This window comes from Streptomyces sp. NPDC001822 (assembly GCF_042892135.1).
Classification (GTDB): Bacteria; Actinomycetota; Actinomycetes; order Streptomycetales; family Streptomycetaceae; genus Streptomyces.
In genome coordinates, this window is the sequence record NZ_JBIATW010000013.1 from 48,261 (window position 1) to 75,114 (window position 26,854).

18 protein-coding genes are annotated in these 26,854 nt (G+C 70.6%); 16 read left to right on the forward strand and 2 right to left on the reverse strand.

Translation table 11 applies throughout. The annotated features are described in order from the left end of the window. The first annotated feature begins 487 nt into the window (after positions 1 to 487). The 9 genes from ACFYY2_RS26420 to hflX all read left to right on the forward strand — a co-directional run bounded on the left by ACFYY2_RS26420 (position 488) and on the right by hflX (position 11,777). Positions 488 to 2,122 (forward strand): AMP-binding protein, encoded by a 1,635-nt coding sequence (locus tag ACFYY2_RS26420; RefSeq protein WP_388747240.1) that lies wholly within the window; start codon positions 488 to 490, stop codon positions 2,120 to 2,122. Between the two features lie 238 nt (positions 2,123 to 2,360). Further along, complete coding sequence (locus ACFYY2_RS26425; RefSeq protein ID WP_388747242.1) at positions 2,361 to 2,615, forward strand: acyl carrier protein; 255 nt, start codon at positions 2,361 to 2,363, stop codon at positions 2,613 to 2,615. A 75-nt stretch (positions 2,616 to 2,690) separates the two neighbouring features. Further along, positions 2,691 to 3,566, forward strand: a complete 876-nt coding sequence (locus tag ACFYY2_RS26430) for an acyl-ACP desaturase (RefSeq protein WP_388747245.1) — start codon at positions 2,691 to 2,693, stop codon at positions 3,564 to 3,566. Between the two features lie 248 nt (positions 3,567 to 3,814). Then, positions 3,815 to 4,612: a thioesterase II family protein gene (locus ACFYY2_RS26435; RefSeq protein WP_388747248.1), complete on the forward strand. Its 798-nt coding sequence runs from the start codon at positions 3,815 to 3,817 to the stop codon at positions 4,610 to 4,612. Between the two features lie 245 nt (positions 4,613 to 4,857). Then, positions 4,858 to 5,295, forward strand: a complete 438-nt coding sequence (locus tag ACFYY2_RS26440) for a hypothetical protein (protein ID WP_388747594.1) — start codon at positions 4,858 to 4,860, stop codon at positions 5,293 to 5,295. A gap of 78 nt (positions 5,296 to 5,373) precedes the next feature. Beyond that, entirely contained in the window at positions 5,374 to 6,246 is an 873-nt protein-coding gene (gene dapF / locus ACFYY2_RS26445) for a diaminopimelate epimerase (protein ID WP_388747251.1), read from the forward strand. 141 nt (positions 6,247 to 6,387) lie between these two features. Further along, the gene (locus ACFYY2_RS26450; RefSeq protein ID WP_388747255.1) at positions 6,388 to 8,532 is read left to right on the forward strand and encodes a RelA/SpoT family protein; all 2,145 of its coding nucleotides are present in this window, start codon (positions 6,388 to 6,390) and stop codon (positions 8,530 to 8,532) included. A gap of 100 nt (positions 8,533 to 8,632) precedes the next feature. Continuing rightward, positions 8,633 to 10,123, forward strand: coding sequence for a M1 family metallopeptidase (locus ACFYY2_RS26455; protein WP_388747259.1), 1,491 nt, complete (start codon positions 8,633 to 8,635; stop codon positions 10,121 to 10,123). 133 nt (positions 10,124 to 10,256) lie between these two features. Beyond that, the gene (gene hflX / locus ACFYY2_RS26460; RefSeq protein WP_388747262.1) at positions 10,257 to 11,777 is read left to right on the forward strand and encodes a GTPase HflX; all 1,521 of its coding nucleotides are present in this window, start codon (positions 10,257 to 10,259) and stop codon (positions 11,775 to 11,777) included. Positions 11,778 to 11,846: 69 nt separating this feature from the next. On the opposite strand, the gene ACFYY2_RS26465 is transcribed toward hflX, so the two are convergent. After that, positions 11,847 to 13,058, reverse strand: a complete 1,212-nt coding sequence (locus tag ACFYY2_RS26465) for a trypsin-like serine peptidase (RefSeq protein WP_388747597.1) — start codon at positions 13,056 to 13,058, stop codon at positions 11,847 to 11,849. 346 nt (positions 13,059 to 13,404) lie between these two features. Here ACFYY2_RS26465 and ACFYY2_RS26470 point away from each other — a divergent pair, with 346 nt between their 5' ends. The 5 genes from ACFYY2_RS26470 to ACFYY2_RS26490 are packed head-to-tail and all read left to right on the forward strand — an operon-like array spanning position 13,405 to position 21,427. Beyond that, on the forward strand, positions 13,405 to 14,796 hold the full coding sequence (locus ACFYY2_RS26470) for a diaminobutyrate--2-oxoglutarate transaminase family protein (RefSeq protein ID WP_388747265.1): 1,392 nt from the start codon (positions 13,405 to 13,407) through the stop codon (positions 14,794 to 14,796). A 28-nt stretch (positions 14,797 to 14,824) separates the two neighbouring features. Next, complete coding sequence (locus ACFYY2_RS26475; RefSeq protein ID WP_388747268.1) at positions 14,825 to 16,768, forward strand: IucA/IucC family protein; 1,944 nt, start codon at positions 14,825 to 14,827, stop codon at positions 16,766 to 16,768. A gap of 40 nt (positions 16,769 to 16,808) precedes the next feature. Beyond that, positions 16,809 to 17,504 carry a GNAT family N-acetyltransferase gene (locus tag ACFYY2_RS26480; protein WP_388747271.1) on the forward strand — a complete coding sequence of 232 codons (696 nt, stop codon included), beginning with the start codon at positions 16,809 to 16,811 and terminating at the stop codon, positions 17,502 to 17,504. 60 nt (positions 17,505 to 17,564) lie between these two features. Then, positions 17,565 to 19,409, forward strand: coding sequence for an IucA/IucC family protein (locus ACFYY2_RS26485; protein WP_388747274.1), 1,845 nt, complete (start codon positions 17,565 to 17,567; stop codon positions 19,407 to 19,409). Positions 19,410 to 19,459: 50 nt separating this feature from the next. Continuing rightward, the gene (locus ACFYY2_RS26490) at positions 19,460 to 21,427 is read left to right on the forward strand and encodes an ATP-dependent DNA helicase (RefSeq protein ID WP_388747277.1); all 1,968 of its coding nucleotides are present in this window, start codon (positions 19,460 to 19,462) and stop codon (positions 21,425 to 21,427) included. A gap of 311 nt (positions 21,428 to 21,738) precedes the next feature. Here the strand turns inward: ACFYY2_RS26490 and lexA are convergent, their stop codons facing one another. After that, entirely contained in the window at positions 21,739 to 22,536 is a 798-nt protein-coding gene (gene lexA, locus ACFYY2_RS26495; RefSeq protein ID WP_327113773.1) for a transcriptional repressor LexA, read from the reverse strand. Positions 22,537 to 23,092: 556 nt separating this feature from the next. Between lexA and nrdR the strand changes: the two genes are divergently transcribed. Both nrdR and ACFYY2_RS26505 read left to right on the forward strand, forming a co-directional pair. Continuing rightward, positions 23,093 to 23,608, forward strand: coding sequence for a transcriptional regulator NrdR (gene nrdR / locus ACFYY2_RS26500; RefSeq protein ID WP_327113771.1), 516 nt, complete (start codon positions 23,093 to 23,095; stop codon positions 23,606 to 23,608). A gap of 145 nt (positions 23,609 to 23,753) precedes the next feature. Further along, positions 23,754 to 26,663 (forward strand): vitamin B12-dependent ribonucleotide reductase, encoded by a 2,910-nt coding sequence (locus ACFYY2_RS26505; RefSeq protein ID WP_388747284.1) that lies wholly within the window; start codon positions 23,754 to 23,756, stop codon positions 26,661 to 26,663. Positions 26,664 to 26,854 lie beyond the last annotated feature (191 nt).

The following is a 26,854-nucleotide window of genomic DNA, read 5'->3' on the forward strand; positions in this document are numbered from 1 at the left end:
GTGCGAAGCAGTGTGACTGAATGTCAGGTTGATGCCGGCGGTCTCGATCCAAGACCTCGCACCCGATGCTGACCGTCCGGATCTCAATCAGTCGTCCGCTGGGGCCAGTTGTGCCGTGTGCTAACCACGTGGGGGCGATGCGGGCCGGGTCGGTCAAGTCGTGTCACGCTGATCAAAGTCAGATGATGTCAGGCAAGTCGACTCAATTCAGCACTATTTGATGAGCCGTCACTCTTGCCGACCCCATCGCGCATGTGGTCGATGTTACTTGAGACGACAATCAATAGTATGGTCCGGACGTGGCAGGCGGCTGAGCGGACGACGTCCCGATGTCCGGGGTGCACGTCCTTGGCGCACGCCGAAGCCGTCCTCGGACATTTCGGATGGCGGGACTTCGGGGGCGTTGCCCTGCCCGCCCCAACTCGAGCTGAACTTCGCCGAATCAGGCCGCGTCGTACGAGCTGCCCGGCACCCGTAAGGAACAATCGTGACATTCACTGCGGCCACACTGGCCGAAGCTCTGCGTGACTGTGTGGAGAAGTGGCCCGAGAGACGGCTGGCCTTTCCCGAACTGGATAGAGAGCTGACGGTCCGACAACTCGCCTGGAACGCCGAGCGGTTCGCCGCAGAGCTCTTGCGGGCCGGCGTGGGCACAGGCGACGTGGTGGGGCTGCTGTCCGCAACCGGACCCCAGGTCCTCACAGGTGTCCTCGCAGCCACCTGCGCCGGGGCGGCGGTCAGTCTGCTGCCGATCCCGCCGATGATGCGAGACCTCGAATCCGCCGCTCGGCACGTGACCGGGTTCGTGGACTCCGCCGAGATGAGATACCTGCTGGTGGACGCGTCCCAGGCGGAGCTGGGTGACCTCGTGCGAGCCGCCCGCCCCGGCACCACCGTGCTGCGTCTCCCGACGGACGAGGTACCTGCCGGAGGTCCGACGCCCGGACTGCCCGACGTGTCGCCGGACGACATCGCCATCGTCCAGTACACCTCGGGCAGTACCGCCCAGCCCAAGGGTGTGGTGCTGCGGCACCGCACCGTGGCGGCGGGACTGCGTTCCATAGGTGTCGCCGCGGACATCACGCCGGACGACGTGTTCATCCAGTGGGTCCCGCACTTCCACGACATGGGGCTGTTCGGCTGGCTGGCCTATCTGACACACGGCGCGACCACTCATACCTTCAGTCCCGGCGGCTTCATCCGGCGCCCCGCGAGGTTCTTGGAATACTTCGCGGCGCATCGCGGCACTGTGACCTGCGGGCCCGATTTCGGCTACAACCTGATGATCCAGTCCATGGACGACAAGGCTGTCGCCGAGCTGGACCTGAGCAGCTGGCGATTCGCCTTCAATGGCTCCGAGCCCGTCTCGGCGGCGACGGTCACGGCCTTCATGGAACGTCTGAAGCCGGCGGGAGTCCGCCCCGAGACGATGTTCCCGGTGTACGGGATGGCCGAGGCCACCTTGGCGGTGACCTTCCCCGAACCGGGTGAGGCCCCCCGGATCCTGCACGTCGACCGCACCCTCCTGGCCGGTGAGGAAGAGGTGCGCCTGGTGGACGCGGCCGACCCCGAGGCCAAACCGGTGGTGGCGGTGGGGCGCCCTGTCGAGGGCCTGGAACTGCGCCTGCGCACGCGGTCCGGTGAGCCGGCCGCCGACGGGCAGCTCGCGGAGATCCAGATCCGGGGGCAAGGGGTCACCGAGGGCTACTACCGCTCCCCGGGCGCCACCGAGGCGCTCTTCGACGGCGGCTGGCTGAAGACCGGCGACCTCGGGTTCCGCCACCAGGACCGGCTCTACGTGGCCGGCCGGATCAAGGACATGGTGATCGTCAAGGGCAAGAACTTCTTCGCCCAGGACGTCGAGGCCGTCGTGTGCGACCTCCCCGGGATCTACCGGGGACGCTGCGTAGCCGTGCCCGACGACGCGGAGCACCTGACCGTCGTGGCCGAGACGAAGCAAGCGCACCAGGAACTGGCCGAGGAGATCCGGCTGAGGGTGGCGGCGGAACTCGGCCTGTCCGCGATCCGCGTGCATCTTGTGCGGCCCGGCAGGCTTCCCCGCACCACAAGTGGCAAATGGCGGCGCAACGAGGTGCGACAGCTCGTCGCTTCCGCGACCTGACCAGGGCGGCAGTGGTCCTCACCCGTAGGTGCCCGGCACCACGGGAAGCCGCTGGGCGCCGACGCGGCACACGACGGACAGTGCTCCATCACGCTGCGCACCCACCCCCGCTCCGAAGGCCCTCCAGCGAGGTGCACCGGAGAGCAAGTCTGGCCCGAACCGCCCTCCTCCGGCAGGAGAAACGTTTCGGCTGGTCGACCGCAACCACATATCGATCACGAACGAAAAGGTTGGAATCATGAGGAACCGGGACGAGATCATGGCCCTGGTGGCGACGCAGCTCGCAACCGTGCTGCCGCTCACCGGCCGCGTGCTGCAGGAGTCGGACGTGCTGCGCGAGCTGCCCGAGATCGACTCACTGAACCTGGTACGTGTCGCCGCCGGCCTGGAGAAGGAATGCGGCGTGCAGTTCGACGACGCGACCGTCTTCGGCGCCAAGACCGTCGGCGACCTCGTGGACGGCCTTTCCGCCGCGCTCGCGGCCAAGGCGTAGCAAACGCCGCCGTGGGCCGGCGACCCGGCGGCCCACGATATGCCGGGCACTTCACCGAATGAGGACACCAAGCACATGTTGACGGACAAGGCGACGGCCGAACGCGACGCCGCGGAAGCCGAGATCACCGAGTCGGAGATCGAGGTCATTCGCCGGTCGGCGGTGACCACCGTTCGGCGGACAGCCGAGCACCCCTGGTCGCTGTCGGACGTGAACTGGTCCGAAGTCCGACCGGAGGAACTCACGGACGACGACCGCTCGATCGTGCGGTTCATCACGTATGTAGAGGACCACATCCCCGCGTTCCTGAGCTTCAACCTGTCGGCGTTCCCCACGACGGGCGACATAAGCACGGCGACATATCACCGGAACCGGGAGTACGCGCGCTTCCTGTTCGCCTGGGCGAACGACGAGGAAAAGCACGCGTCGGCCCTGAGCGAGTACCAGCTGGTGTCGGAGATGGCGGACGAGAAGAGTCTGGCCGACGACCTCGCCGAGGTCGGGCGGCAGCCCTTCTCCATGGACTACGAGGACCCGCTGGAGGCGTTCCTCTACCTCTTCATGCAGGAGAAGGCCACCCAGCTCTTCTACCAGCACTACCGGGCCGCGCTGAGCGAGCCGGTACTGCAGCAGTTGCTGCGCCTCATGGCCAGGGACGAGGCCCGGCACTTCGCGTTCTACTCGCGGGTGATCGAGGAGTCCCTGGGGCGAGCGGGGGCCAAGACCCTCTCGCGGGCCAAGGACGTCCTGTCCACCTTCCAGATGCCGCTCGACGGCGTCTACGACGGCTACTGGCGGCTCGCGTTGAAGGTCGTCGACAGGGTGGGCCACGACCACACCGAGGCCTACGAGGCACTGGACAAGCTCGTGCGCCGATTCGTCAACACGCTCGGCACCCCCGAGGTCGACGACTTCGGACGCTTCGTCAAGACGGTCCAGAAGATGCCGTAGCCGCCGCGAGCCGTGTCACCGGACGGCAGATCCGGCCGGTGACGGGGCCACCCGGCCGGTGAACACCTTGTCACCGGGACGACGTCCGGAGCGGCCCCGGAGACATCACCGTGCTCACCGAAGCCATGGCGACGTGCGGCCGGGCCACACCGATGGACCGGCTGCAGCGCGCCCCTTGGACACGGCGACGCCGGCCTACCTCATGCACACCGCCCCCGGCACGGGGCCATCCAGCGGGGAACACCGCCTTGAACGGCAGCAAGACGCACGACGACACCGAGGTCCGGCTGTTCGCCTTTCACCACGCCGGGGGATCGAGCAGCCTCTACCGGGCGTGGCCCCGCTTCCTTCCGCCCACATGGGACCTGCGGGCGCTCGACGCGCCCGGACACGGCTCGCTCATGGGACAGCCGCCCCTCGACGACCTGGAACACCTCGTGGGGCACTTCCTCGCGGCCATCCGGCCCGGACTGGACGTCCCTTACGCCTTCTTCGGGCACAGCATGGGCGCCATCGTCGCCTTCGAGCTGACACGCCGGCTGATCGAGGAGGGACTCGAACCGCCGGTCTGGCTCGGTGTCTCCTCCTGCCGAGCGCCGAGCGAGCCGAGCGGCGTGCAGCGCCACACCGCCGGAGACGAGGAACTGCTGCGCCACATAGCGGAGTTGGGTGGGACCTCGGAACACCTGCTGGGTGACCCGCTGCTGTGGCGGATCTTCGGCCCGCTCATCCGGACCGACCTGCGTCTGGTGGAGACCTGGCGGTCGGACGCCACCGACCCTCTGGACGTTCCGTTGTCGGTGTTCGGCGGACGTCACGACGAGTTCGCGCCGCCGGACCGGCTGACCCCCTGGGCGGACCGGACGACCACGTATCTGGGGACGCGACTGTTCGACGGGGGGCATTTCCACCTCAGCGCCGGCTCGGAGCCCCTGCTGGCGGACGTCGTACGCGATGTGCGCACCGCCCTGGGCCCTGCCGTGTCGGCACTCGCGGGGCCTGGAGAAGCCGCCCGAACCCCGCGCAAGCCTGTTCGACATGATTGAGGCGGTTCCTCCTCCGGGCTGGTCACGGCCGGTCAATCCGGCGCTGACCTGGGGCTATCGCTGACCCCCCGTTGACTCACCGCCCAGCAGCAGGCTTTTGACCTGCGTAAACCCTGGAGCAGGGCTATAACAGCCTGATCACGTGATGGCATCGGGACGCCCCGCCAGTCATTTCGGCGCCCTGGAGCGTGCCATCATCGAGCATCGATCGACCAGTGGAGTCCGAGTTGGGAGGGCGCGTGGCGATGGAAGCCGGCCCCCGCGACACAGACCAGGATGTACCGGGTACGCAGCACGGCGCAGGGAGCCTGAGCCCTGACGGGCCCGACGAACACGACGTGGCCCCCGAGGTCGAGGTCGAGCTCCGCCCGGCCCGCAGGCTGCGGATCTGGCAGCTCGCGCCGATCGTGGGGCTGGCGGCGGCAGGATCCCTGATGTTCGCGTTCCCGCTCGCCTTCGAGTTCGGCGGCGGCGGCGCCGTGGTCGCGATGCTGGGGCTGCTGATCAGCTGCTGCGCGGCGGGCTGGGGCATGATGGCGGCACGCCGCGTCGGGTACACCTGGCCCGGCCTGACTCCCCGGGGCCCGGCAGAGCGCCCCGACTGGCGGGCGATCGCGCTGTACGTCGCTCTCTGCGCGGCGCTGGTCGCCCTGGCGGTCTGGCGCGTGGCACGCCTGCGCTGAGACTCCGCGGAGAGGCCCGCCGCCGGAAGCGGGAGCCCGGTCCGGCGGACACCCGTCGGAGCCTCGTACAGTTGACTCGTGAGCACATCGCAGATCGCCTTCCTCAAGGGCCACGGCACCGAGAACGACTTCGTGATCGTCCCCGACCCCGACAACGCCCTCGACCTGCCGGTCTCCCTCGTGGCCCGGCTGTGCGACCGCAGGGCCGGCATCGGCGGTGACGGGCTGCTGCACGTCGTGCGCTCCGCGGCGCACCCCGACGCCGAGAGCATGGCGGAGCAGGCGGAGTGGTTCATGGACTACCGCAACTCCGACGGGTCGGTCGCCGAGATGTGCGGCAACGGCGTCCGCGTCTTCGCCCGCTACCTCCAGCGCGCGGGTCTCGCCGCCGAGGGCGATCTCGCCGTCGCGACCCGGGGCGGGGTCAAGCGGGTTCACATCGCCAAGGACGGCGACGTCACGGTCTCCATGGGAAGTGCGGTGCTCCCGGACGACGGAGTCACGGTCACGGTGGACGGCCGCAGCTGGGCCGCGCGCAACGTGAACATGGGCAACCCGCACGCCGTCGCGTTCGTCGAGGACCTGGACCACGCCGGGAACCTGTACTCCGTACCGCCGTTCAGCCCGCAGTCCGTCTACCCGGACGGGGTCAACATCGAGTTCGTCGCGGACCGCGGACCCCGGCACGTCGCGATGCGCGTCCACGAGCGCGGCTCCGGCGAGACCCGGTCCTGCGGCACGGGCGCCTGCGCCGTGGCCGTCGCCGCCGCGCGCAGGGACGGTGTGGACCCCGCGCTGACGGGAGCCCCTGCGACGTACACCGTTGACCTCCCCGGGGGGACGCTGGTGATCACCGAACACCCCGATGGCGGGATCGACATGACGGGCCCCGCTGTCATCGTCGCCGAGGGTGTGATCGACGCCGCGTGGCTCGAAACGATGATCGGTTAGAGCTTCGCTCGAATGGGTGATCCGTTTCACGCTGGGCGAGAGCTGGACTGCGCCACGTGGTGGGGTCGATAGCATCAAGCACCGGCCCGGGGGTGTATCCGCATCCCTTGCCCGCCGGTCGACGTTCGCCGGAGGTGCCCCATGAGCGCAGAGGCCGCCAATCCAGGTGCTCCCCTACGCAAGCGCGGTCGTGCGCGGATCGACCTGCGCAGGCTGGGCCGGGTCGCCCTGCTCGGGCCCGTCTCCCGTGACCGTCTTCCCGACGCCATCGGCCATGTGGCGGAGGCGCACCGCGCGCACTATCCGGACGCCGACCTGGCCATTCTGCGCAAGGCCTACGTGCTCGCCGAGTCCTCGCACCGCGGCCAGATGCGCAAGAGCGGTGAGCCCTACATCACGCATCCGCTCGCGGTCACCCTGATCCTGGCCGAACTCGGAGCCGAGACGACGACCCTGACGGCGTCACTGCTGCACGACACGGTCGAGGACACCGAGGTGACTCTCGATCAGGTGCGGCAGGAGTTCGGCGACGAGGTCTGCTATCTGGTCGACGGCGTCACCAAGCTCGAGAAGGTCGACTACGGGGCCGCCGCCGAGCCCGAGACCTTCCGCAAGATGCTCGTGGCCACCGGCAACGACGTCCGGGTCATGTCGATCAAACTCGCCGACCGGCTGCACAACATGCGGACCCTCGGTGTCATGCGCCCGGAGAAACAGGTCAGGATCGCCAAGGTCACCCACGAGGTGCTCATCCCGCTCGCGGAACGCCTGGGCGTGCAGGCGCTCAAGACGGAGCTGGAGGACCTCGTCTTCGCGATCCTCCATCCCGTCGAGTACGAGAGCACCCGTGCCCTGATCACCGCGTGGGAGGGGGCGCAGGATCCGCTGACCGAGATCGCCGACCGCGTCCGCTCGACCCTGCGGGACGCGGGCATCAGTGCCGAAGTGCTCATCAGGCCGCGCCACTTCGTCTCGGTGCACCGCGTGAGGGCCAAACGCGGGGAGATGAGCGGCACCGACTTCGGCCGGCTCCTGGTGCTGGTCGGTGAGGACGCCGACTGCTACGCGGTCCTCGGTGAACTGCACACCTGCTTCACCCCCGTGATCTCCGAGTTCAAGGACTTCATCGCGGCTCCCAAGTTCAACCTCTACCAGTCGCTGCACACCGCGGTCGTCGGTGCCGAGGGGGCCGTCGCCGAGGTCCTCATCCGCACCCACCGAATGCACAAGGTCGCCGAGGCGGGGGTCGTCGCCCTCGGCAACCCGTACACCCAGGACGGCACCGGCGGCGCGCACCAGGCGGAGCCCGCCGACGGCGAGCGCGCCGACCCCACCCGGCCGGGCTGGCTCTCCCGCCTCCTGGACTGGCAGGAATCCGCGACCGACTCCGACCAGTTCTGGACCACGCTCCGCGCCGACCTGGCCCAGGACCGGGAGATCACGGTCTTCCGCACCGACGGAGGCACCCTCGGGCTGCCGGCGGGCGCCAGCTGCGTCGACGCCGCCTACGCGCAGTACGGCGAGGAGGCGCACGGCTGTATCGGCGCCCGCGTCAACGGGCGTCTGGCCACGCTCAGCACCGTGCTGAACGACGGCGACACCGTGCAGCTGCTGATCGCCCAGGACGGCTCCTCCGGCCCGTCGCCCGAGTGGCTCGACCATGTGCGCACCCCGGGTGCCCGTATCGCGATCACGGCGTGGCTGGACACCCATCCGGACGGTGGGCCGGGCCTCCACAAGAGCCCCGACGCGCCGAGACCGCAGGCGCAGCCCGCCGAGGACGCGGGGAACGGCAGGGGGAAGGTGTCCGGCCGGGACCCGAGCGTGCTCGTCGACAAGCCGGGCGCGGCGGTCCGGCTCGCCGGCTGCTGTACGCCCGTGCCGCCCGACGCCATCGTCGGATTCACCGTGCGGGGCGGCGCCGTCACCGTGCACCGGGACGAGTGCCCGGCGGTCGCCCGTATGCGCGCGCTCGGCCGGCCGGCCGTCGGAGCCCGCTGGAACGACCCGGGGGAGTGGAGCCGGAGCGCGGACTACCGGGTCACCCTCGTCGCCGAGTCCTTCGGACGGCCCCGGCTGCTCGCCGACCTCACCGAGGCCATCGCGGCGGCGGACGCGGCCATCGTCGCGGCGACCGTCGAACCGCCGAGCGAACAGCGCGTGCGGCACACGTACACCCTCCAGCTTCCCGACGCGGCGGGACTGCCCGGGCTCATGCGGGCGATGCGCGACGTGCCCGGTGTGTACGACGTCAGCCGCGCCCAGCAGCCCGCGGCCACCGGCTGACCGCGCGGCCGCCGCCACCCTGCCGGGTGCCGCGACCCGTTCGGGTGGTGCGGCGCGCGGCACCACCCGTCCGGACGGCGCGCGCTGATAGCCGTAGTCCATGCCGCTCACCTCGCGCCGACTGCGCGCCGCTCTGCTGGCCACCGCTTCGCTCTCCCTCGTCGCCGCCACCCTGCCCGCACCCGAACCGCTGGGCATCGGCGACCGCCTGTTCCCGTACCTGGGCAACCCGGGCTACGACGTCCTCTCGTACGACATCGCGCTCACCTACAAGGGCGCCAACACCAAGCCCCTCGAAGCGGTCACGACCATCGACGCCCGCACCACCGCGCCGCTGGAGCGCATCAACCTCGACTTCGCGCGGGGTACCGTGCGCTCCGTCGAGGTCGACGGAACGAACGCCGACTTCGCCACCGCGCGGGAGGACCTGGTCGTCCGGGCACCCGTCCGGCTGTCCTCCGGAGCGCACGTGCGGATCACCGTGCGGCACACGAGCGACCCCTCGGGGGAGAAGGCGAACGGAGGCTGGGTCCCGACCGCCGACGGCCTCGCCATGGCCAACCAGGCCGATGCCGCGCACCGGGTCTTCCCCGCCAACGACCACCCCGCCGACAAGGCGTACTTCACCTTCCGCGTGACCGCGCCGGACGACCTCACGGTGGTGGCGGGAGGACTGCCGGCAGGCAAGCGGCATCACGCGGGTGCCACGACCTGGACCTACCGCACCCGGCACCCCATGGCCACGGAGCTCGCGCAGGTGTCCATCGGCCGCTCCGCCGTGCTGCGGCGCACCGGGCCGCACGGTCTTCCCGTACGCGACGTGGTGCCCAGGGCCGACCGCGCGAAGCTGGAGCCGTGGCTGAAGAAGACGCCCGGGCAGCTGACCTGGATGGAGAAGCAGGTCGGCCCGTATCCGTTCGAGACGTACGGACTCCTCGTCGCCGACACCGAGACGGGGTTCGAGCTGGAGACGCAGACGCTCTCGCTCTTCGAGCGCTCCCTGTTCACCGGCACCGGCTACCCGGAGTGGTACGTCGACTCCGTCATGGTCCACGAACTCGCCCACCAGTGGTTCGGCAACAGCGTCTCGCCCCGCTCCTGGTCGGACCTGTGGCTCAACGAGGGACACGCCACCTGGTACGAGGCGCGCTACGCAGAGGAACACGCGGGCAAACCGCTGGAGCGACGGATGAAGGACGCCTACGCGCGCTCCGACGCGTGGCGGGCCGCGGGCGGCCCCCCGGCCCACCCCGACGTCCCGTCCCCCGACCACAAGATCAGTCTGTTCAGGCCGGTCGTCTACGACGGCAGCGCGCTCATCCTGTACGCCCTGCGGGAGGAGATCGGCAGGGCCGCGTTCGACCGTCTGGAGCGGACCTGGGTCCGTGCACACCGCGACGGATCGGCGACCACCCGCCAGTTCACCGACCTGGCGTCGGGGATCGCCGGCCGGGACCTCACGGCGTTCTTCGACGGCTGGCTGTACGGCGAGAAGACCCCGCCGATGCCCGGCCACCCGGAGTGGCGCAGTGAGAAGCCCCGGAACGCGGCGGACGGGCAGAGCCCGGCGAGGGCAACGAAACCCGCGTGACGGGCCCGGCGCGGACATGCCAGTATCGACGGGTCGGCACGGCGGCCGGCCGGTGAGCACCCCTCGCGGGAATCTTCCGGCGGCGTCACACGTTGTGACTGACGTAACGGACTTCTATCGACGTAAGGATCCAATGACCTCCTCTTCTTCCCTTCCCCAGGACGCGCAGGACGCGCAGAGCGCCACGGAAACAGCATCCGAGAGCCTCAACGAGGGCCTTCGGGCCGACGCCCTGATGGAAGAGGACGTCGCCTGGAGCCACGAGATCGACGGAGAGCGGGACGGCGACCAGCTCGACCGCTCCGAGCGCGCGGCCCTGCGCCGTGTGGCCGGTCTCTCCACCGAGCTCGAGGACGTCACCGAGGTCGAGTACCGGCAGCTGCGCCTGGAGCGCGTCGTGCTCGTCGGTGTCTGGACCTCGGGCACGGTCCACGACGCGGAGATCTCCCTTGCGGAGCTCGCGGCGCTCGCGGAGACGGCGGGCGCACAGGTGCTCGACGCGGTGTTCCAGCGCCGCGACAAGCCCGACCCGGCGACCTACATCGGATCCGGCAAGGCGCTGGAGCTGCGGGACATCGTGCTGGAGTCCGGCGCCGACACCGTCGTGTGCGACGGTGAGCTCAGCCCGGGCCAGCTGATCCATCTCGAAGACGTCGTCAAGGTGAAGGTGGTCGACCGGACCGCCCTGATCCTCGACATCTTCGCCCAGCACGCCAAGTCCCGAGAGGGCAAGGCCCAGGTCTCGCTGGCGCAGATGCAGTACATGCTGCCGCGGCTGCGCGGCTGGGGTCAGTCGCTGTCCCGTCAGATGGGCGGCGGCGGTTCCAGCGGCGGTGGCGGCATGGCCACGCGTGGTCCCGGTGAGACCAAGATCGAGACGGACCGGCGCCGTATCCGCGAGAAGATGGCGAAGATGCGCCGGGAGATCGCGGAGATGAAGACCGGCCGCGAGATCAAGCGTCAGGAGCGCAAGCGCAACAAGGTGCCCTCCGTCGCGATCGCCGGATACACCAACGCGGGCAAGTCCTCGCTGCTCAACCGGCTCACCGGTGCCGGAGTCCTCGTGGAGAACGCACTGTTCGCCACCCTGGACCCGACCGTGCGCCGGGCCGAGACCCCGAGCGGCCGGGTCTACACCCTGGCCGACACCGTCGGGTTCGTACGCCACCTTCCCCACCACCTCGTGGAGGCCTTCCGGTCCACGATGGAGGAGGTCGGTGAGTCCGACCTGATCCTCCACGTGGTGGACGGCGCCCACCCGGTGCCCGAGGAGCAGCTCGCCGCCGTGCGCGAGGTGATCCGGGAGGTCGGCGCGGTCGACGTCCCCGAGATCGTCGTGATCAACAAGGCGGACGCGGCGGACCCGCTGGTGCTGCAGCGGCTGATGCGCGCCGAGAAGCACGCGATCGCCGTGTCGGCGCGGACCGGTGCCGGAATCGACGAGCTCCTCGCGCTCATCGACGCCGAGCTGCCGAGGCCGTCCGTCGAGATCGAGGCACTCGTGCCCTACACCCAGGGTGCGCTCGTCTCCCGGGTGCACGCCGAGGGCGAGGTGATCTCCGAGGAGCACACCCCGGAGGGCACGCTGCTCAAGGCCCGGGTCCACGAGGAACTCAGGGCCGACCTGGGCATGTTCGCACCGGTCGCCCACTGACACGACGCCTGTGACGCACGAGGGCCGGGCTCCCGTACGGGAGCCCGGCCCTCGTGCGTCCGGCGGGCCCTACCGACCCGCGTACTTCTTGCTGACGGAGTCGTAGACGCCCTTGGCCTCCTGGCCGAGACGGGGCCCCGCCAGCCAGCCCGCCGTCACGGGGCCGATCGAGGTGTTGGACACCAGGGCGGGCTTGCCGTCCTGGCCCTTCGCGACCCAGCCACCGCCGGACGAACCGCCCGTCATCGTGCAGCCGATGCGGTACATCGTGGGCTGGTCCTCGAAGACCGCGAGGCGGCCGGGGCGGTCGGTGCACTGCAGTGCGCTCTGGCCGTCGAACGGCGGCGCCGCCGGATAGCCGGTGGCCGTCATGCTGTCGATCTCCGGTACCGCCGGGGCGTTGAAGTCGACCGGCAGGGACGAACCGACGGTCTCCTCCAGGGACTTGCCCGTGGAACCCTTCTCCGGGGCGACCTGCAGGACCGCGAAGTCGTAGGGAGCGCCCTGGCCGCCGGTCGACGCGCCCTGGTCGATCCACTGCTCGGAGGTCTGCGCCCACTGGCCCCACCACACGCCGTACGGGGCCATCTGCTCCCGGGACGCGTTCTCCAGGCCGGCTCCCGTGAGACCGCTGTCGTTGTACGACGGGACGAAGGCGATGTTGCGGTACCAGCCGCCGTTCTTGCCCGCGTGGACACAGTGGCCCGCGGTCCACACCATGTTGGACCGGCCGGGGCGGGCGGGGTCCCGCACCACGGTGGCCGAGCACACCATCGAGCCCTCGGGCCCGTCGAAGAGCAGCTTGCCCGACGCCGGGGCGTTGTCGTGGTACGGCGTCGCCAGGCCCGCCGCCCGCACCGGGGCGGGGGTCGGGTCGGTCACGCCCGCGTCGCCGGAGAGGTCGTTGGCGACGGGATTCTCCGGGGGCTTGTCCGCCTCCCGCATCCGGTCCGGGTCCCACAGGTCCTCGATGACCGGGTTGACGTAGTCCTTGGCCTCACGCAGCCAGGTGTCCTTGTCCCAGTTCTTCCACTCGCCGTCGCGCCACTTGTCGAGGTCGATCCCGTGTTCCTTGAGACGGTCCTTCAGATCGTCCGGGATGGTGATCTTTCCGTCGGCGGCCCGGCCCGCGGAAGCGCTCGGCTCGCCGGAGGCGCCGTCGTCCTCGGGACCGCAGGCGGCCGCGGTGAGGGTCAGGGCAGCGGCGAGCGCGGCTGCGGCGAACACCCGGGGGGTGCGGCGGACGCTCCCCCCGCGGCGTGCGGTGTCGGTCGGGCGCATGGGTCGCATCTGGTGATCCCCCTGGGACTTCGTCACTGACTTCGTTACCGCACCGCGGACTTCGGGCGGGCCACGGCGTACCGCGTGACCGCGGCAACTCACCGAGGAGGCCGGAGCAGGGCCCCGTCCGGAGTGCGGCCCCCACTATGCCGGTGCCGTTGGGGACGGCGCTCGGCAGGTCCACGGTTCCCCGCGCGCAAGGATCTTCCGATTTACCCGTGATCTCCCGCGTCCGGCGTCGTTGGTACGTACGGGGGACACCCGGACGGCGTTCATCGGCGCGGTCCGCCCCCGGGGGACCGCACCGAGGTGCGACGCAACTGTTACCGCAGGAGGACCGACAGCCGTGGCCGTGACCCAACCAGCTCCGGTGGCACCTCCCGTCACGCACGACGGGATCCTGCGGCGGCAGGCGCAGCGCGAGTCGGCGGCACGCACCTACGCGCGGTCGCTGCCGATCGTGCCGGTCCGGGCGAGGGGCATGACCATCGAGGGCGCGGACGGGCGCCGCTATCTCGACTGCCTCTCGGGGGCGGGCACGCTGGCACTCGGGCACAACCACCCGGTGGTCCTCGAAGCGATCAGAAAGGTCATCGACTCCGGCGCGCCCCTGCACGTCCTCGACCTCGCCACCCCGGTGAAGGACGCGTTCACGACCGAGCTGTTCGCCACCCTGCCGGGGGAGTTGGCCGATGACGCCCGGATCCAGTTCTGCGGTCCCGCGGGTACGGACGCCGTCGAGGCGGCGTTCAAGCTGGTGCGGGCGGCGAGCGGACGCAGCGGACTCCTCGCCTTCACCGGCGCGTACCACGGGATGACGGCAGGAGCGCTGGGCGCGTCGGGCGGTGCCCCCGACGTCCGGGTGACCCGACTGCCCTTCCCGCACACCTACCGCTGCCCGTTCGGCGTCGGCGGGGAGCGGGGTGCCGGCATCGCCGCGCACTGGACGGAGTACCTCCTGGACGACCCCAAGGGAGGGGTGCCCGCTCCGGCGGGCATGATCCTGGAGCCGGTCCAGGGCGAGGGCGGGGTCAATCCCGCGCCCGACGGCTGGCTGCGACGGATGCGGGAGATCACCCGGGACCGCTCCATCGCGCTGATCGCCGACGAGGTGCAGACGGGGGTCGGCAGGACCGGCGCCTTCTGGGCCGTCGAGCACAGTGGCGTCGTGCCCGACGTGATGGTCATGTCGAAGGCCATCGGCGGCTCGCTCCCCCTCGCGGTGATCGTCTACCGTTCGGGCCTCGACCTCTGGCAGCCCGGCGCCCACGCCGGCACCTTCCGGGGCAACCAGCTGGCCATGGCGGCGGGCACCGCCACCCTCGCGTACGTGCGGGAGAACAGGCTCGCCGAGCGCGCCGGGACGCTCGGAGCGCGCATGCTCGCCCGCCTCCAGGCGCTGGGCGCGGCCCATCCGAGCATCGGTGACGTCCGGGGCCGCGGACTGATGATCGGGATCGAGCTGGTCGACCCCGAGGCCGAACCGCTCACCGTCACCGCGGAGAGCGGCTCCGCCCCGCCGCCCGATCCCGCCCTCGCGGCCGCGGTGCAGCAGGAATGCCTGCGGCGCGGCCTCATCGTCGAACTCGGCGGACGCCACGGCGCCGTGGTCCGGCTGCTCCCCCCACTCACCCTCACCGACGAGCAGGCGGCCGCGGTCGTCGACCGCCTCGCGGACGCGCTGAGCGCCGCCGAGCGCTCTCCGAACCGCCGGGCCGCTGCCGGGCCGACCCGCTGATCCCGGACCCCTCACAAGAAAGACCGCCGTGAACCCCACCCCCGCCCCCGAGGCCGACGGCCCCCTCACCCGCGAGCAGCGGGGACACGAACTGCCGGACGGCCCGCTCGCGGTCGAGTCGACGACCGTGCCCCGTCAGAAGGCCGGTCCGCACGGGACCCCGCGCGCGAAAGCGGACACCCCGGCCGGTTCCGGTCCGGCGGGCCGCTCCTGCCAGGCCGGTCAGGCCGAGCATCCGGACCCGCTGGACCATCCGGACCCGCTGGACCATCCGGACCCGCTCCGGGCCGCCGACTCCGCGGGCACGGAGAACCTGCTGCGCTGCTGGGCCCGGGAGTACGACCTTCCCCGGCCGCTGGGGGCGACCCTGCGCGTCCCTCTCCCCGCGAGCGGCACGGCCCTGCTCGTCCCGGTCACCCACTGGTCCCACACCGGCTGGCACCGCTTCGGCACACCGGTCCTGGAGAACGCGCCCGCCGGCACCCCGGGCGTGGACGCCGTCACCGTGGCCGCACTCCTCGGGCGCGAGAGCGAGCGGAGCGCGGGCGTCGACCTGGTGGCCAGGGTGGCCGACTCCGTGCGGCACACGGCCACCTTCATCGCGGAGCGGCGGCGTACACCCACCGCGCCGTCCGAGGCCGGCCCGTTCCTGACCGGTGAGCAGTCCCTCGTCCTCGGCCATCCCCTGCACCCCACGCCGAAGAGCCGCGAAGGCCTCTCCGAGTCCGAGGCCGTCCACTACTCACCCGAGCTGCGCGGCTCCTTCCCGCTCCACTGGATGGCCGCCGACCGCTCCGTACTGGCCACGGACTCCTCCTGGACGAAGGCGGGCCGGCCGGTGACGGCCCGTGCGCTCCTCGCGCCCCACACCGAGGGCCTGCGCCTCCCCGAAGGCACCACGGCCCTGCCGCTCCACCCCTGGCAGGCCGCGGAGCTCATGCGACGCCCGGAGGTCACCGCCCTGTGCGAGAAGGGGCTCCTGCACGTCCTCGGTCCGCACGGCGCCCACTGGCACCCCACGTCCTCGGTGCGCACGGTGTACCGGCCGGGGTCCGACCTCATGCTGAAACTCTCCCTCGGCGTACGCATCACCAACTCCCGGCGGGAGAACCTCCGCAAGGAGCTCCACCGCGGAGCAGAGGTCCACCGGCTGCTGCGCACCGGGCTGGCCGACCGGTGGCACGCCGCACACCCCGGCTTCGACATCGTCAGGGACCCCGCCTGGCTGGCCGTGGACGATCCGGACGGCACGCCCGTCCCCGGCCTCGACGTCATGCTGCGCCACAACCCGTTCGGCCCGGCCGACGACGCGGTGTGCATCGCCGGGCTCACCTCGCCCCGCCCCTGGCCCGGGCGTCCGGGCACCCATTCACGGCTCGCGGCCGCGGTGTCCTCGCTCGCCGCCCGTACCGGCCGGACGACCGGGGCTGTCTGCGCCGAGTGGTTCCTGCGCTACCTCGACCGAGTGGTCCTCCCCGTCCTCTGGCTGGACGCGCACGCGGGCGTCGCCCTGGAGGCCCATCAGCAGAACACGATCGTGATCCTCGACCGGGACGGCTGGCCCGTCGGCGGCAGATACCGTGATAATCAGGGCTACTACTTCCGTGAGTCCCACCGCACCGCGCTGGAAGCCAGGCTGCCCGGCATCGGCGCCGTCAGCGACACGTTCGTCTCCGACGCCGTCACGGACGAGCGTCTCGCCTACTACCTGGGCATCAACAACGTGTTCGGGCTGATCGGAGCCTTCGGCGCGCAGCGGCTCGCCGACGAGCGGCTGCTCCTCGCCGCATTCCGGCGGTTCCTCGAAAGCGCCGTGACGCTCGGCTCCTCCCTCCCCGCCTATCTGCTCGGCACGGCACAGCTGCGCTGCAAGGCCAACCTGCTCACGAGGATGCACGGCCTCGACGAACTGGTCGGGCCCGTCGACACCCAGTCCGTGTACGTCACCATCGCCAACCCCCTCAACACCTGAGAGACATGACCGACTGAACCCACGAGAGGAGAGCGTCACCGTGCATCACGCCGAAGCGCACACCGGAGACGGCACCGAGGACACCCTCGAACTGCGGCTCACCGAAGAGCTCCTCGGACTGCTCGGTGACGTCTCTCCGAAGGCGGCCGAACGGGCCGACGGCGCCGCTCTCGTGGGCAGCCCGGACGCATGGAGCCCCGCCGCCACCTCAGCCGGGACGTTCCGGCTGGTCACCGTGGAACCGCAGCGCGACCTTTCCGTCATCAGCCGCTGGATGAACGATCCCGCGGTCGCGGCCTTCTGGGAACTGTCCGGCCCCGAGTCCGTCACCGGAACCCACCTCGGGCGCCAGCTGGAAGGAGACGGCCGCAGCATCCCCTGTCTCGGAGTGCTGGACGGTACCCCCATGAGCTACTGGGAGATCTACCGGGCGGACCTGGACCCGCTGGCCCGCCACTATCCCTCCCGCCCCCACGACATGGGCGTCCACCTCCTCATCGGCGGTGTGGGCAACCGCGGACGGGGCATCGGCTCCGTACTGCTCAGGGCCGTCTGTGACCTCGTGTTCGACAACCGCCCACGCTGCGCCCGCGTGGTCGCGGAGCCGGACCTGCGCAACACCCCGTCCGTCGCCGCGTTCCTGAGCGCCGGCTTCCGCTTCTGCGCGGAAGTGGAACTCCCGGACAAGCCGGCCGCGCTCATGATCCGTGACCGGGCCCACCGTGATCACCTGTGAACCACTCGCCGCACCGCACAGCCCGCTCGAACCCCATCGGTCCCACCCGGAGGAGTCCCCGTGCCGACATATCCCGCGAGCCCACACCCGGCGGCGCCCCACACACCGCTCGACACCCCAGAACTCGACCGGACGCGCTGGGAGCGGGTGACCTCGGCACTCCTGGCGAAGATGCTCGGTGAGTTCGCCTACGAGGAAGTCGTCCGGCCGTCACCGCAGGAGTACGAGGGCCGACGGGACGGCGGCACCTACACCCTGACCCTCGACGACGGCGGCACCCTGTCCTTCCACGCCCGGCGGGGCGCCTACGGCAGCTGGCGGGTCGACCCCGGGACGATCCACGAGGTCAAGGCCGGCGGAGCCGACGGCACGCCCTTCCGCGACCCGCTGGGCTTCCTCGCCCGCGGCCGACGGCTGCTCGGGCTCGACGGCGCCACCCTCGCCCACCTCATCCGTGAGCTCACGGCCACGCTCGTCGCCGACGCCCGCATCGACCGCACCGCGCTCCGTGCGGCGCAACTGGCCGAACTCCCCTACGCCGAGCTGGAGGGCCACCAGACCGGACACCCCTGGCTCGTGGCGAACAAGGGACGGCTCGGCTTCTCCGCCGCGGACGCCGCGCGCTTCACGCCCGAGGCGCGCTCGGCCACCGCGCTGCCCTGGATCGCCGTCAGCTCGCACATAGCGCAATACCGCGGGGTGGGAAGCCTCGCGGCCCCGGACGTCCTCTACGACCAGGAACTGGATCCGGAGGTACGGGACTCCTTCGCCGCGATCCTGCGAGGACGCGGCCTGGACCCCGGGGACTACCTGTTCCTGCCCGTGCATCCGTGGCAGTGGGACGAATGGATCGTCCCGCTCTTCGCCCCCGCCATCGCCGACGGCGCCGTGGTGCCCCTGCACGCCGACGACGACCTCCGCCTCCCGCAGCAGTCCATCCGCACCTTCACCAACGTCGGACGGCCCGACCGGCACACGGTCAAGCTCCCGCTCTCGATCCTCAACACCCTTGTCTGGCGCGGCCTGCCCACCGAACGCACCCTCGCCGCCCCCGCCGTCACCGCGTGGGTCCAGGGGCTGTGCGAAGGCGACCCGTTCCTGCGCGACACCTGTCGGGTCGTCCTGCTCGGGGAGGTGGCCTCCGTGACCGTGGAGCATCCGCTCTACGACCGTCTCCCCGAATCGCCGTACCAGTTCAAGGAGATCCTCGGGGCGATCTGGCGCGAGCCCCTGCAGCCACGGCTGGCAGCCGGGGAGCGCGCCCGCACGCTGGCCTCGCTGCTGCTCACCGACCCCGACGGCCGCTCCTTCACCGCCGAACTCGTCGCCCGGTCGGGGCTGACCCCGGTGGCCTGGCTCACCCGGCTGTTCGCCGCGCTGCTGCCCCCGCTGCTGCACTTCCTCTACCGCTACGGCACGGTGTTCTCCCCGCACGGCGAGAACGCCATCGTGGTCTTCGACGAGGACGACGTACCCGTGCGCCTGGCCATCAAGGACTTCGTCGACGACGTGAACGTCAGCGCCCGGCGGCTGCCCGAACTCGACACGATGCCGCCGCACGTCCGGGAGATCCTGCTCACCGAGGAACCCTCCTTCCTCACCCAGTTCATCCACTCGGGGCTCTTCGTGGGCGTCTTCCGCTATCTGTCCCCGCTCTGCGAGGAACAACTCGACGTGCCGGAGGGTGAATTCTGGGCGCTCGTCCGGGCCGAGATCCTGCGGCACCACGCGCGCTTCCCCGAGCTCAAGGAGCGCTTCGAGATCTTCGACATGCTGACGCCGACGATCGAGCGCCTGTGCCTCAACCGCAACCGTCTGCATCTGGACGGCTACCGGGACCGGCCGGACCGCCCGCACGCGGCCGTGCACGGGAGCGTCGACAACCCGCTCCATCCGTCCGCGTGAGTCCGGGAGTGAGCGCCGTTGTCGGTGGCGCGCCGTAGGGTGGACGCGCTATGACGAAGCCATCTCTCCCCGAGCTCCTCCACGCCGCCGTCACCGCCGTCGGCGGCACGGAAAGGCCCGGCCAGGTCTCCATGGCCGAGGCCGTGGCCGAGGCGGTCGACGACAACGCACACCTGCTCGTCCAGGCCGGTACCGGCACGGGCAAGTCCCTCGGCTACCTCGTGCCGGCGCTGGCCCACGGCGAGCGCGTCGTGGTGGCCACGGCGACGCTGGCCCTGCAGCGCCAGCTGGTGGAGCGGGACCTTCCGCGTACGGTCGACGCACTGCACCCGCTGCTGCGCCGCCGCCCCCAGTTCGCCATGCTCAAGGGCCGGTCGAACTACCTCTGCCTGCACCGGCTCCACGAAGGGGTCCCCCAGGACGAGGAGGAGGGCCTATTCGACCAGTTCGAGGCGGCAGCGCCGTCGAGCAAGCTCGGCCAGGACCTGCTGCGCCTGCGTGACTGGGCGGACGAGACGGAGAGCGGAGACAGGGACGACCTGACGCCGGGTGTCTCGGACCGGGCGTGGGCGCAGATCTCCGTCTCCTCGCGGGAGTGCCTGGGCGCGACGAAGTGTGCGTATGGCGCCGAGTGCTTCGCGGAGAGCGCCCGCGAGCGGGCCAAGCTCGCCGACGTGGTGGTCACCAACCACGCCCTCCTGGCCATCGACGCCATCGAGGGTGCCCCGGTGCTCCCGAAGCACGAGGTGCTGATCGTCGACGAGGCCCACGAGCTGGTCTCGCGCGTCACGGGTGTCGCCACCGGCGAACTCACCCCCGGGCAGGTCAACCGCGCGGTTCGCCGTGCGTCCAAGCTGGTCAACGAGAAGGCCGCCGACGCCCTGCTCACCGCCTCGGAAGGGTTCGAGCGGGTGATGGAGCTGGCGCTCCCGGGACGTCTGGAAGAGGTGCCGGAGGACCTCGGTTACGCGCTGATGGCCCTGCGTGACGCCGCGCGTACGGTGATCTCGGCTCTCGGAGGAACGCGCGACAAGTCCGTGCAGGACGAGGACGCGGTGCGCAAGCAGGCCATGGCGTCCGTCGAGTCCATTCACGGGGTCGCGGAGCGCATCACCCAGGGCTCCGAGTACGACGTCGTCTGGTACGAGCGCCACGACCGCTTCGGCGCCTCCGTGCGTGTGGCGCCGCTGTCGGTGTCCGGGCTGCTGAGGGAGAAGCTCTTCGCCGACCGCTCGGTGATCCTGACGTCGGCCACGCTGAAACTCGGCGGTGATTTCAACGGCGTCGGGGCGTCGCTGGGGCTCGCGCCCGAGGGGACCGCGGGCGACGACATCCCCCAGTGGAAGGGACTCGACGTCGGCTCGCCGTTCGACTACCCGAAGCAGGGCATCCTGTACGTCGCGCGCCATCTGGCCACGCCCGGGCGGGAGGGTTCCCGCACCGACATGCTCGACGAGCTCGCCGAACTGGTGGAGGCCGCGGGAGGCCGGACCCTGGGCCTGTTCTCCTCGATGAGGGCGGCGCAGGCGGCGGCGGAGGAGCTCCGGGGCCGGCAGGACAAGCCGATCCTGCTGCAGGGCGAGGAGACGCTCGGTGAGCTGATCAAGAACTTCGCCGCGGATCCCGAGACCTGCCTCTTCGGGACGCTCTCGCTCTGGCAGGGAGTCGATGTGCCCGGCCCGAGTTGTCAGCTCGTGGTCATGGACCGGATTCCGTTCCCGCGTCCGGACGACCCGCTGATGAGCGCGCGGCAGAAGGCGGTGGAGGAGGCCGGCGGCAACGGCTTCATGGCGGTGGCGGCGACCCATGCCGCCCTGCTGATGGCCCAGGGTGCGGGGCGTCTGGTGCGCGCCATGGGGGACAAAGGCGTGGTCGCGGTGCTCGACCCGCGTCTGGCCAATGCCCGGTACGGGAGCTACCTCCGGGCCTCGCTGCCCGACTTCTGGTACACCACGGACCGCAACCAGGCCCGGCGCTCGCTGGCGGCGATCGACGCTGCGGCCAGGACGGAGAAGTGACGGAGGCGTGAGCAGCCCGGCGGCCCGCCCCTGATCGCGCGGCGGCCATGCCGGTGCGGTGGGCGGCCTCACCGGTGTGCGCGGGCATCAGGCGTGCACACACCGGCCTCAGCGTGGCGGAGGAAGCCCGCCGGCGGTGGCGGCGAGGGCCCTCGCGGACGGGGAGGGTGCGCACGGGTGCGGGGGCGCACGGTGCGGGCGCGCGCTGCCGACGGCCATCGGTACCGAGAGGGCCGGAACAGTGACGTCCGGACATGCCAGGGCCCCGGAATCGGCGCAGAGATCCCGGGGCCCGGTCCGAACCGGTGGGCTCACACCCGCCGCAGCACCGCCACGACCTTGCCCAGGATCGTCGCCTCGTCGCCGGGAATCGGCTGGTAGGCGGAGTTGTGCGGGAGCAGCCACACATGGCCGTCCTCGCGCTTGAAGCGCTTCACGGTGGCCTCGCCGTCGAGCATGGCTGCCACGATGTCGCCGTTCTCCGCGACGGGCTGGCGGCGGACCGTGACCCAGTCGCCGTCCATGATCGCCGCCTCGATCATCGAGTCGCCGACGACCTTCAGCACGAAGAGCTCACCGTCACCGACGAGCTGGCGGGGGAGCGGGAAGACGTCCTCGACGGACTCCTCGGCCAGGATCGGCCCACCTGCCGCGATCCGGCCGACCAGCGGCACATACGACGCGGCCGGCTTGCCGGTGGTGTCGGTCGGCTGGTTGCTGGGCTGGTCCGAGCCCCGGACCTCGTAGGCGCGGGGGCGGTGGGGGTCGCGGCGCAGGAAACCCTTGCGCTCCAGTGCCATCAGCTGGTGGGCGACGGACGAGGTGCTCGACAGTCCCACCGCCTGGCCGATCTCCCGCATCGACGGGGGATAACCCCGTCGTTGCACGGAATCCCGGATCACCTCGATCACACGCCGCTGCCGGTCGGTGAGGCCTGAGCTGTCCGCCCTGATTCCGGGTGGGCGACCGGGCAAGGAACGCGCGGGTCGCGAGGGCTCTGGCCCCTCCGCGTTCATGACTGCGTCATTCATGGCATGCACCGGCTCAAGTCGGCTCTGGGAGCGGTGGTCCTGGGCAGTGATGGCGGCACTGTCTGCGGTGGTGGTCACGTCGGCCCCTCTCGAATGGTCTCCCTAACTAGGCAACGGTAGTAGCTTTCGAAAGGTTGCGCCAAACACACGTTCGAGTGAAAAACAAATAAAGGGCTGTCGTGGGCTTACCGAGAGGTGTATGGGATGACCCGACGGGCCGGACCCCGAGCCGGTGGCTCCGGGGGTCCACGCTAGCGGTCCGCCGGGCCGCGGGGGTGCCCGGGGGTGCGGCCCGGGGTGTCCGCGGGGTCCCTCCGCGGGCGTTCGGTGTGACTCCCCAGGGGCTCCCCGCGGCTCCGGGCGGCAGGGCCCGCGGCCTCGGCCGCCGGGCGTTTCCCGTACCCTCGTGCCGGGCCGTAGGCTGCCTGCCGACCGCTGGGGACGTGCGACACGCGCTGGGCGTGGGAGTGAAGCAAAACCCAAGATGTAGTGGTTGGATTGTCGTCGCCGCCCACAAGTAGTGGTCCCCGGTCTCACCGGGTCGAGTTCATCGCCTATGCTTGAGGCTGTCGTCGAGGGCCCGTGACGGGCTCCCGAGGCTATTCAGTCGTGCCGTGAGGGAGGGTTGGGAGACATGCACTGCCCCTTCTGCAGGCACCCCGACAGCAGGGTCGTCGACAGCCGTACGACGGACGACGGGACGTCGATCCGACGCCGCCGCCAGTGCCCGGACTGCTCCCGTCGTTTCACGACGGTGGAGACCTGTTCGCTGATGGTGGTGAAGCGCAGTGGCGTGACCGAGCCCTTCAGTCGCACCAAGGTCATCTCGGGTGTCCGCAAGGCGTGCCAGGGTCGTCCCGTCACCGAGGACGCGCTGGCCAAGCTCGGCCAGCGGGTCGAGGAAGCGGTGCGGGCCACGGGGAGCGCCGAGCTGACGACGCACGACGTGGGCCTGGCCATACTCGGCCCCCTGCAGGAGCTCGACCTCGTCGCGTACCTGCGATTCGCGTCCGTGTACCGGGCCTTCAACTCCCTCGAGGACTTCGAGGCCGCCATCGCGGAACTCCGCGAGGAGCGGCCCCCCGCGGCGCAGTACGGGAGCGGTGGGACCCCCGAGGTCCCCGCGCCCGCCGCTGTCGCCGCTGATTGATCACTGGCCGGGCCGGGGAACCGGCGACCGGCGCACCAGACCTGTTCCGAGACGCTGTGCGTGGCGTCCGGAGCATCAGACACACACTGTGCCCTGGGAAGAACTGGGTACTTCAGGGCGTTTTTGCCCACATATGGGAGGCGGCATGACAGAGACGGCGAGCGGCCCGGCACGAGGTTCCCGCACCAAGGGAGCCAAGTCGACTGCGACCAAGCAGGGCCTGCGCATCGAGCGCATCCACACGACTCCCGGCGTGCACCCGTACGACGAGGTCGCGTGGGAGAGCCGTGACGTCGTCATGACCAACTGGCGCGACGGCTCGATCAACTTCGAGCAGCGTGGCGTCGAGTTCCCCGACTTCTGGTCGGTGAACGCGGTCAACATCGTCACCAGCAAGTACTTCCGCGGAGCTGTCGGCACGCCGCAGCGCGAGACCGGTCTGCGCCAGCTGATCGACCGGATCGTGAAGACGTACCGGAAGGCGGGCGAGGACTACAACTACTTCTCGTCCCCCGCCGACGCCGAGATCTTCGAGCACGAGCTCGCCTACGCACTCCTGCACCAGATCTTCAGCTTCAACTCGCCGGTCTGGTTCAACGTCGGGACGCCGCAGCCCCAGCAGGTCTCCGCCTGCTTCATCCTGGCCGTCGACGACTCCATGGAGTCCATCCTCGACTGGTACAAGGAAGAGGGGATGATCTTCAAGGGCGGCTCCGGCGCCGGCCTGAACCTCTCCCGCATCCGTTCCTCCAAGGAGCTCCTCTCCTCGGGCGGCAACGCCTCGGGTCCGGTCTCCTTCATGCGGGGTGCCGACGCGTCCGCGGGCACCATCAAGTCCGGTGGCGCCACCCGCCGTGCGGCCAAGATGGTCATCCTCGACGTCGACCACCCCGACATCGAGAACTTCATCGAGACCAAGGTGAAGGAGGAGGAGAAGATCCGCGCCCTGCGCGACGCGGGCTTCGACATGGACCTGGGCGGGGACGACATCACGTCCGTCCAGTACCAGAACGCCAACAACTCGGTCCGGGTGAACGACGAGTTCATGAAGGCCGTCGAGTCGGGCGGCAAGTTCGGCCTGCGTGCGCGGATGACCGGGGACGTCATCGAAGAGGTCGAGGCCAAGTCCCTCTTCCGCAAGATGGCGGAAGCCGCCTGGGCCTGCGCCGACCCCGGCATCCAGTACGACGACACCATCAACAAGTGGCACACCTGCCCGGAGTCCGGCCGCATCAACGGCTCGAACCCCTGCAGCGAGTACATGCACCTGGACAACACCTCGTGCAACCTGGCCTCGCTGAACCTCATGAAGTTCCTGAAGGACGACGGCAACGGCCGCCAGTCCTTCGAGGTCGAGCGCTTCGCCAAGGTCGTCGAGCTGGTCATCACCGCGATGGACATCTCCATCTGCTTCGCGGACTTCCCGACGCAGAAGATCGGTGAGAACACCCGCGCCTACCGCCAGCTGGGCATCGGTTACGCCAACCTCGGCGCCCTCCTGATGGCCACCGGGCACGCCTACGACAGCGAGGGAGGCCGCGCGCTCGCCGGCGCCATCACCTCGCTGATGACCGGCACGTCCTACCGCCGCTCCGCCGAGCTCGCCGCGGTCGTCGGCGCCTACGACGGCTACGCCCGCAACGCCGAGCCCCACCAGCGCGTCATGAAGCAGCACTCCGACGCCAACGCCGTGGCCGTCCACGTGGACGACCTCGACTCGCCGATCTGGGCCGCCGCGACGGAGGCCTGGCAGGACGTGATCCGCCTCGGCGCCAAGAACGGCTTCCGCAACGCGCAGGCCTCGGTCATCGCCCCGACCGGCACCATCGGTCTCGCGATGTCCTGCGACACCACCGGCCTCGAGCCCGACCTCGCCCTGGTCAAGTTCAAGAAGCTGGTCGGCGGCGGTTCGATGCAGATCGTCAACGGCACCGTCCCGCAGGCCCTGCGCCGCCTCGGCTACCAGCCGGAGCAGATCGAGGCGATCGTCGCCCACATCGCCGACCACGGCAACGTGATCGACGCCCCCGGCCTCAAGACCGAGCACTACGAGGTGTTCGACTGCGCCATGGGTGAGCGTTCCATCTCGGCCATGGGTCACGTGCGGATGATGGCGGCGATCCAGCCGTGGATCTCCGGCGCGCTGTCCAAGACGGTGAACCTGCCGGAGACGGCCACCGTCGAGGACGTCGAGGAGGTCTACTTCGAGGCGTGGAAGATGGGCGTCAAGGCGCTCGCGATCTACCGCGACAACTGCAAGGTCGGCCAGCCCCTCTCCGCGAAGACGAAGGAGAAGGAGAAGGCCGAGGTCACGGCGAAGACCGAGGACACGATCCGTGCCGCGGTCGAGAAGGTCGTCGAGTACCGCCCGGTCCGCAAGCGGCTCCCCAAGGGCCGTCCCGGCATCACCACCAGCTTCACCGTGGGTGGCGCCGAGGGCTACATGACCGCCAACTCCTACCCGGACGACGGTCTCGGCGAGGTCTTCCTGAAGATGTCCAAGCAGGGTTCGACCCTCGCGGGCATGATGGACGCCTTCTCGATCGCCGTCTCGGTCGGTCTCCAGTACGGAGTGCCGCTGGAGACCTACGTCTCCAAGTTCACGAACATGCGCTTCGAGCCGGCCGGTATGACGGACGACCCGGACGTGCGGATGGCGCAGTCGATCGTCGACTACATCTTCCGTCGCCTGGCGCTCGACTTCCTGCCGTTCGAGACGCGTTCCGCGCTGGGGATCCACTCGGCCGAGGAGCGTCAGCGTCACCTGGACACCGGTTCCTACGAACCCGAGTTCGGGGACGACGAGCTCGACGTCGAGGGCCTCGCCCAGTCCGCTCCCGTGCACGTGGAGCCGCTGAAGGCGGTCGCTCCGCCCGAGGAGAACGTCGCGGAGAAGCCCGCCCCCAGGACGGCGCACACCTCGGCCGAACTGGTCGAGATGCAGCTCGGCATCAGCGCGGACGCCCCGCTCTGCTTCTCGTGCGGTACGAAGATGCAGCGCGCCGGATCCTGCTACATCTGCGAGGGGTGCGGCTCGACCAGCGGTTGCAGCTGACGTCGCACACCCCGTGACGGGGTGAGCTGGCGGTGGGGGCGGTGGAGCCGGAGTCGGCGCCACCGCCCCCACCGTGCTGCCGCGCCTCCGTCGCTGCGGAAGCGGAGCCTCTACGCACCCGCTGCCGTCACGCGCCCGGGCGGCACAGCGGTTGCCGGCCCGGCGATGCGCGCGCCGGTCGGCGCCCACGG

Excerpts from the sequence above, each read along its gene's own strand:
- nrdR (WP_327113771.1), top strand. The coding sequence starts at position 23,093 with ATGCACTGCCCCTTCTGCAGGCACCCCGACAGCAGGGTCGTCGACAGC.
- ACFYY2_RS26505 (WP_388747284.1), top strand. The coding sequence starts at position 23,754 with ATGACAGAGACGGCGAGCGGCCCGGCACGAGGTTCCCGCACCAAGGGA.
- ACFYY2_RS26450 (WP_388747255.1), top strand. The coding sequence starts at position 6,388 with ATGAGCGCAGAGGCCGCCAATCCAGGTGCTCCCCTACGCAAGCGCGGT.
- hflX (WP_388747262.1), top strand. The coding sequence starts at position 10,257 with ATGACCTCCTCTTCTTCCCTTCCCCAGGACGCGCAGGACGCGCAGAGC.
- ACFYY2_RS26440 (WP_388747594.1), top strand. The coding sequence starts at position 4,858 with ATGGAAGCCGGCCCCCGCGACACAGACCAGGATGTACCGGGTACGCAG.
- ACFYY2_RS26430 (WP_388747245.1), top strand. The coding sequence starts at position 2,691 with ATGTTGACGGACAAGGCGACGGCCGAACGCGACGCCGCGGAAGCCGAG.
- ACFYY2_RS26455 (WP_388747259.1), top strand. The coding sequence starts at position 8,633 with ATGCCGCTCACCTCGCGCCGACTGCGCGCCGCTCTGCTGGCCACCGCT.
- ACFYY2_RS26465 (WP_388747597.1), bottom strand. The coding sequence starts at position 13,058 with ATGCGCCCGACCGACACCGCACGCCGCGGGGGGAGCGTCCGCCGCACC.
- ACFYY2_RS26490 (WP_388747277.1), top strand. The coding sequence starts at position 19,460 with ATGACGAAGCCATCTCTCCCCGAGCTCCTCCACGCCGCCGTCACCGCC.
- ACFYY2_RS26425 (WP_388747242.1), top strand. The coding sequence starts at position 2,361 with ATGAGGAACCGGGACGAGATCATGGCCCTGGTGGCGACGCAGCTCGCA.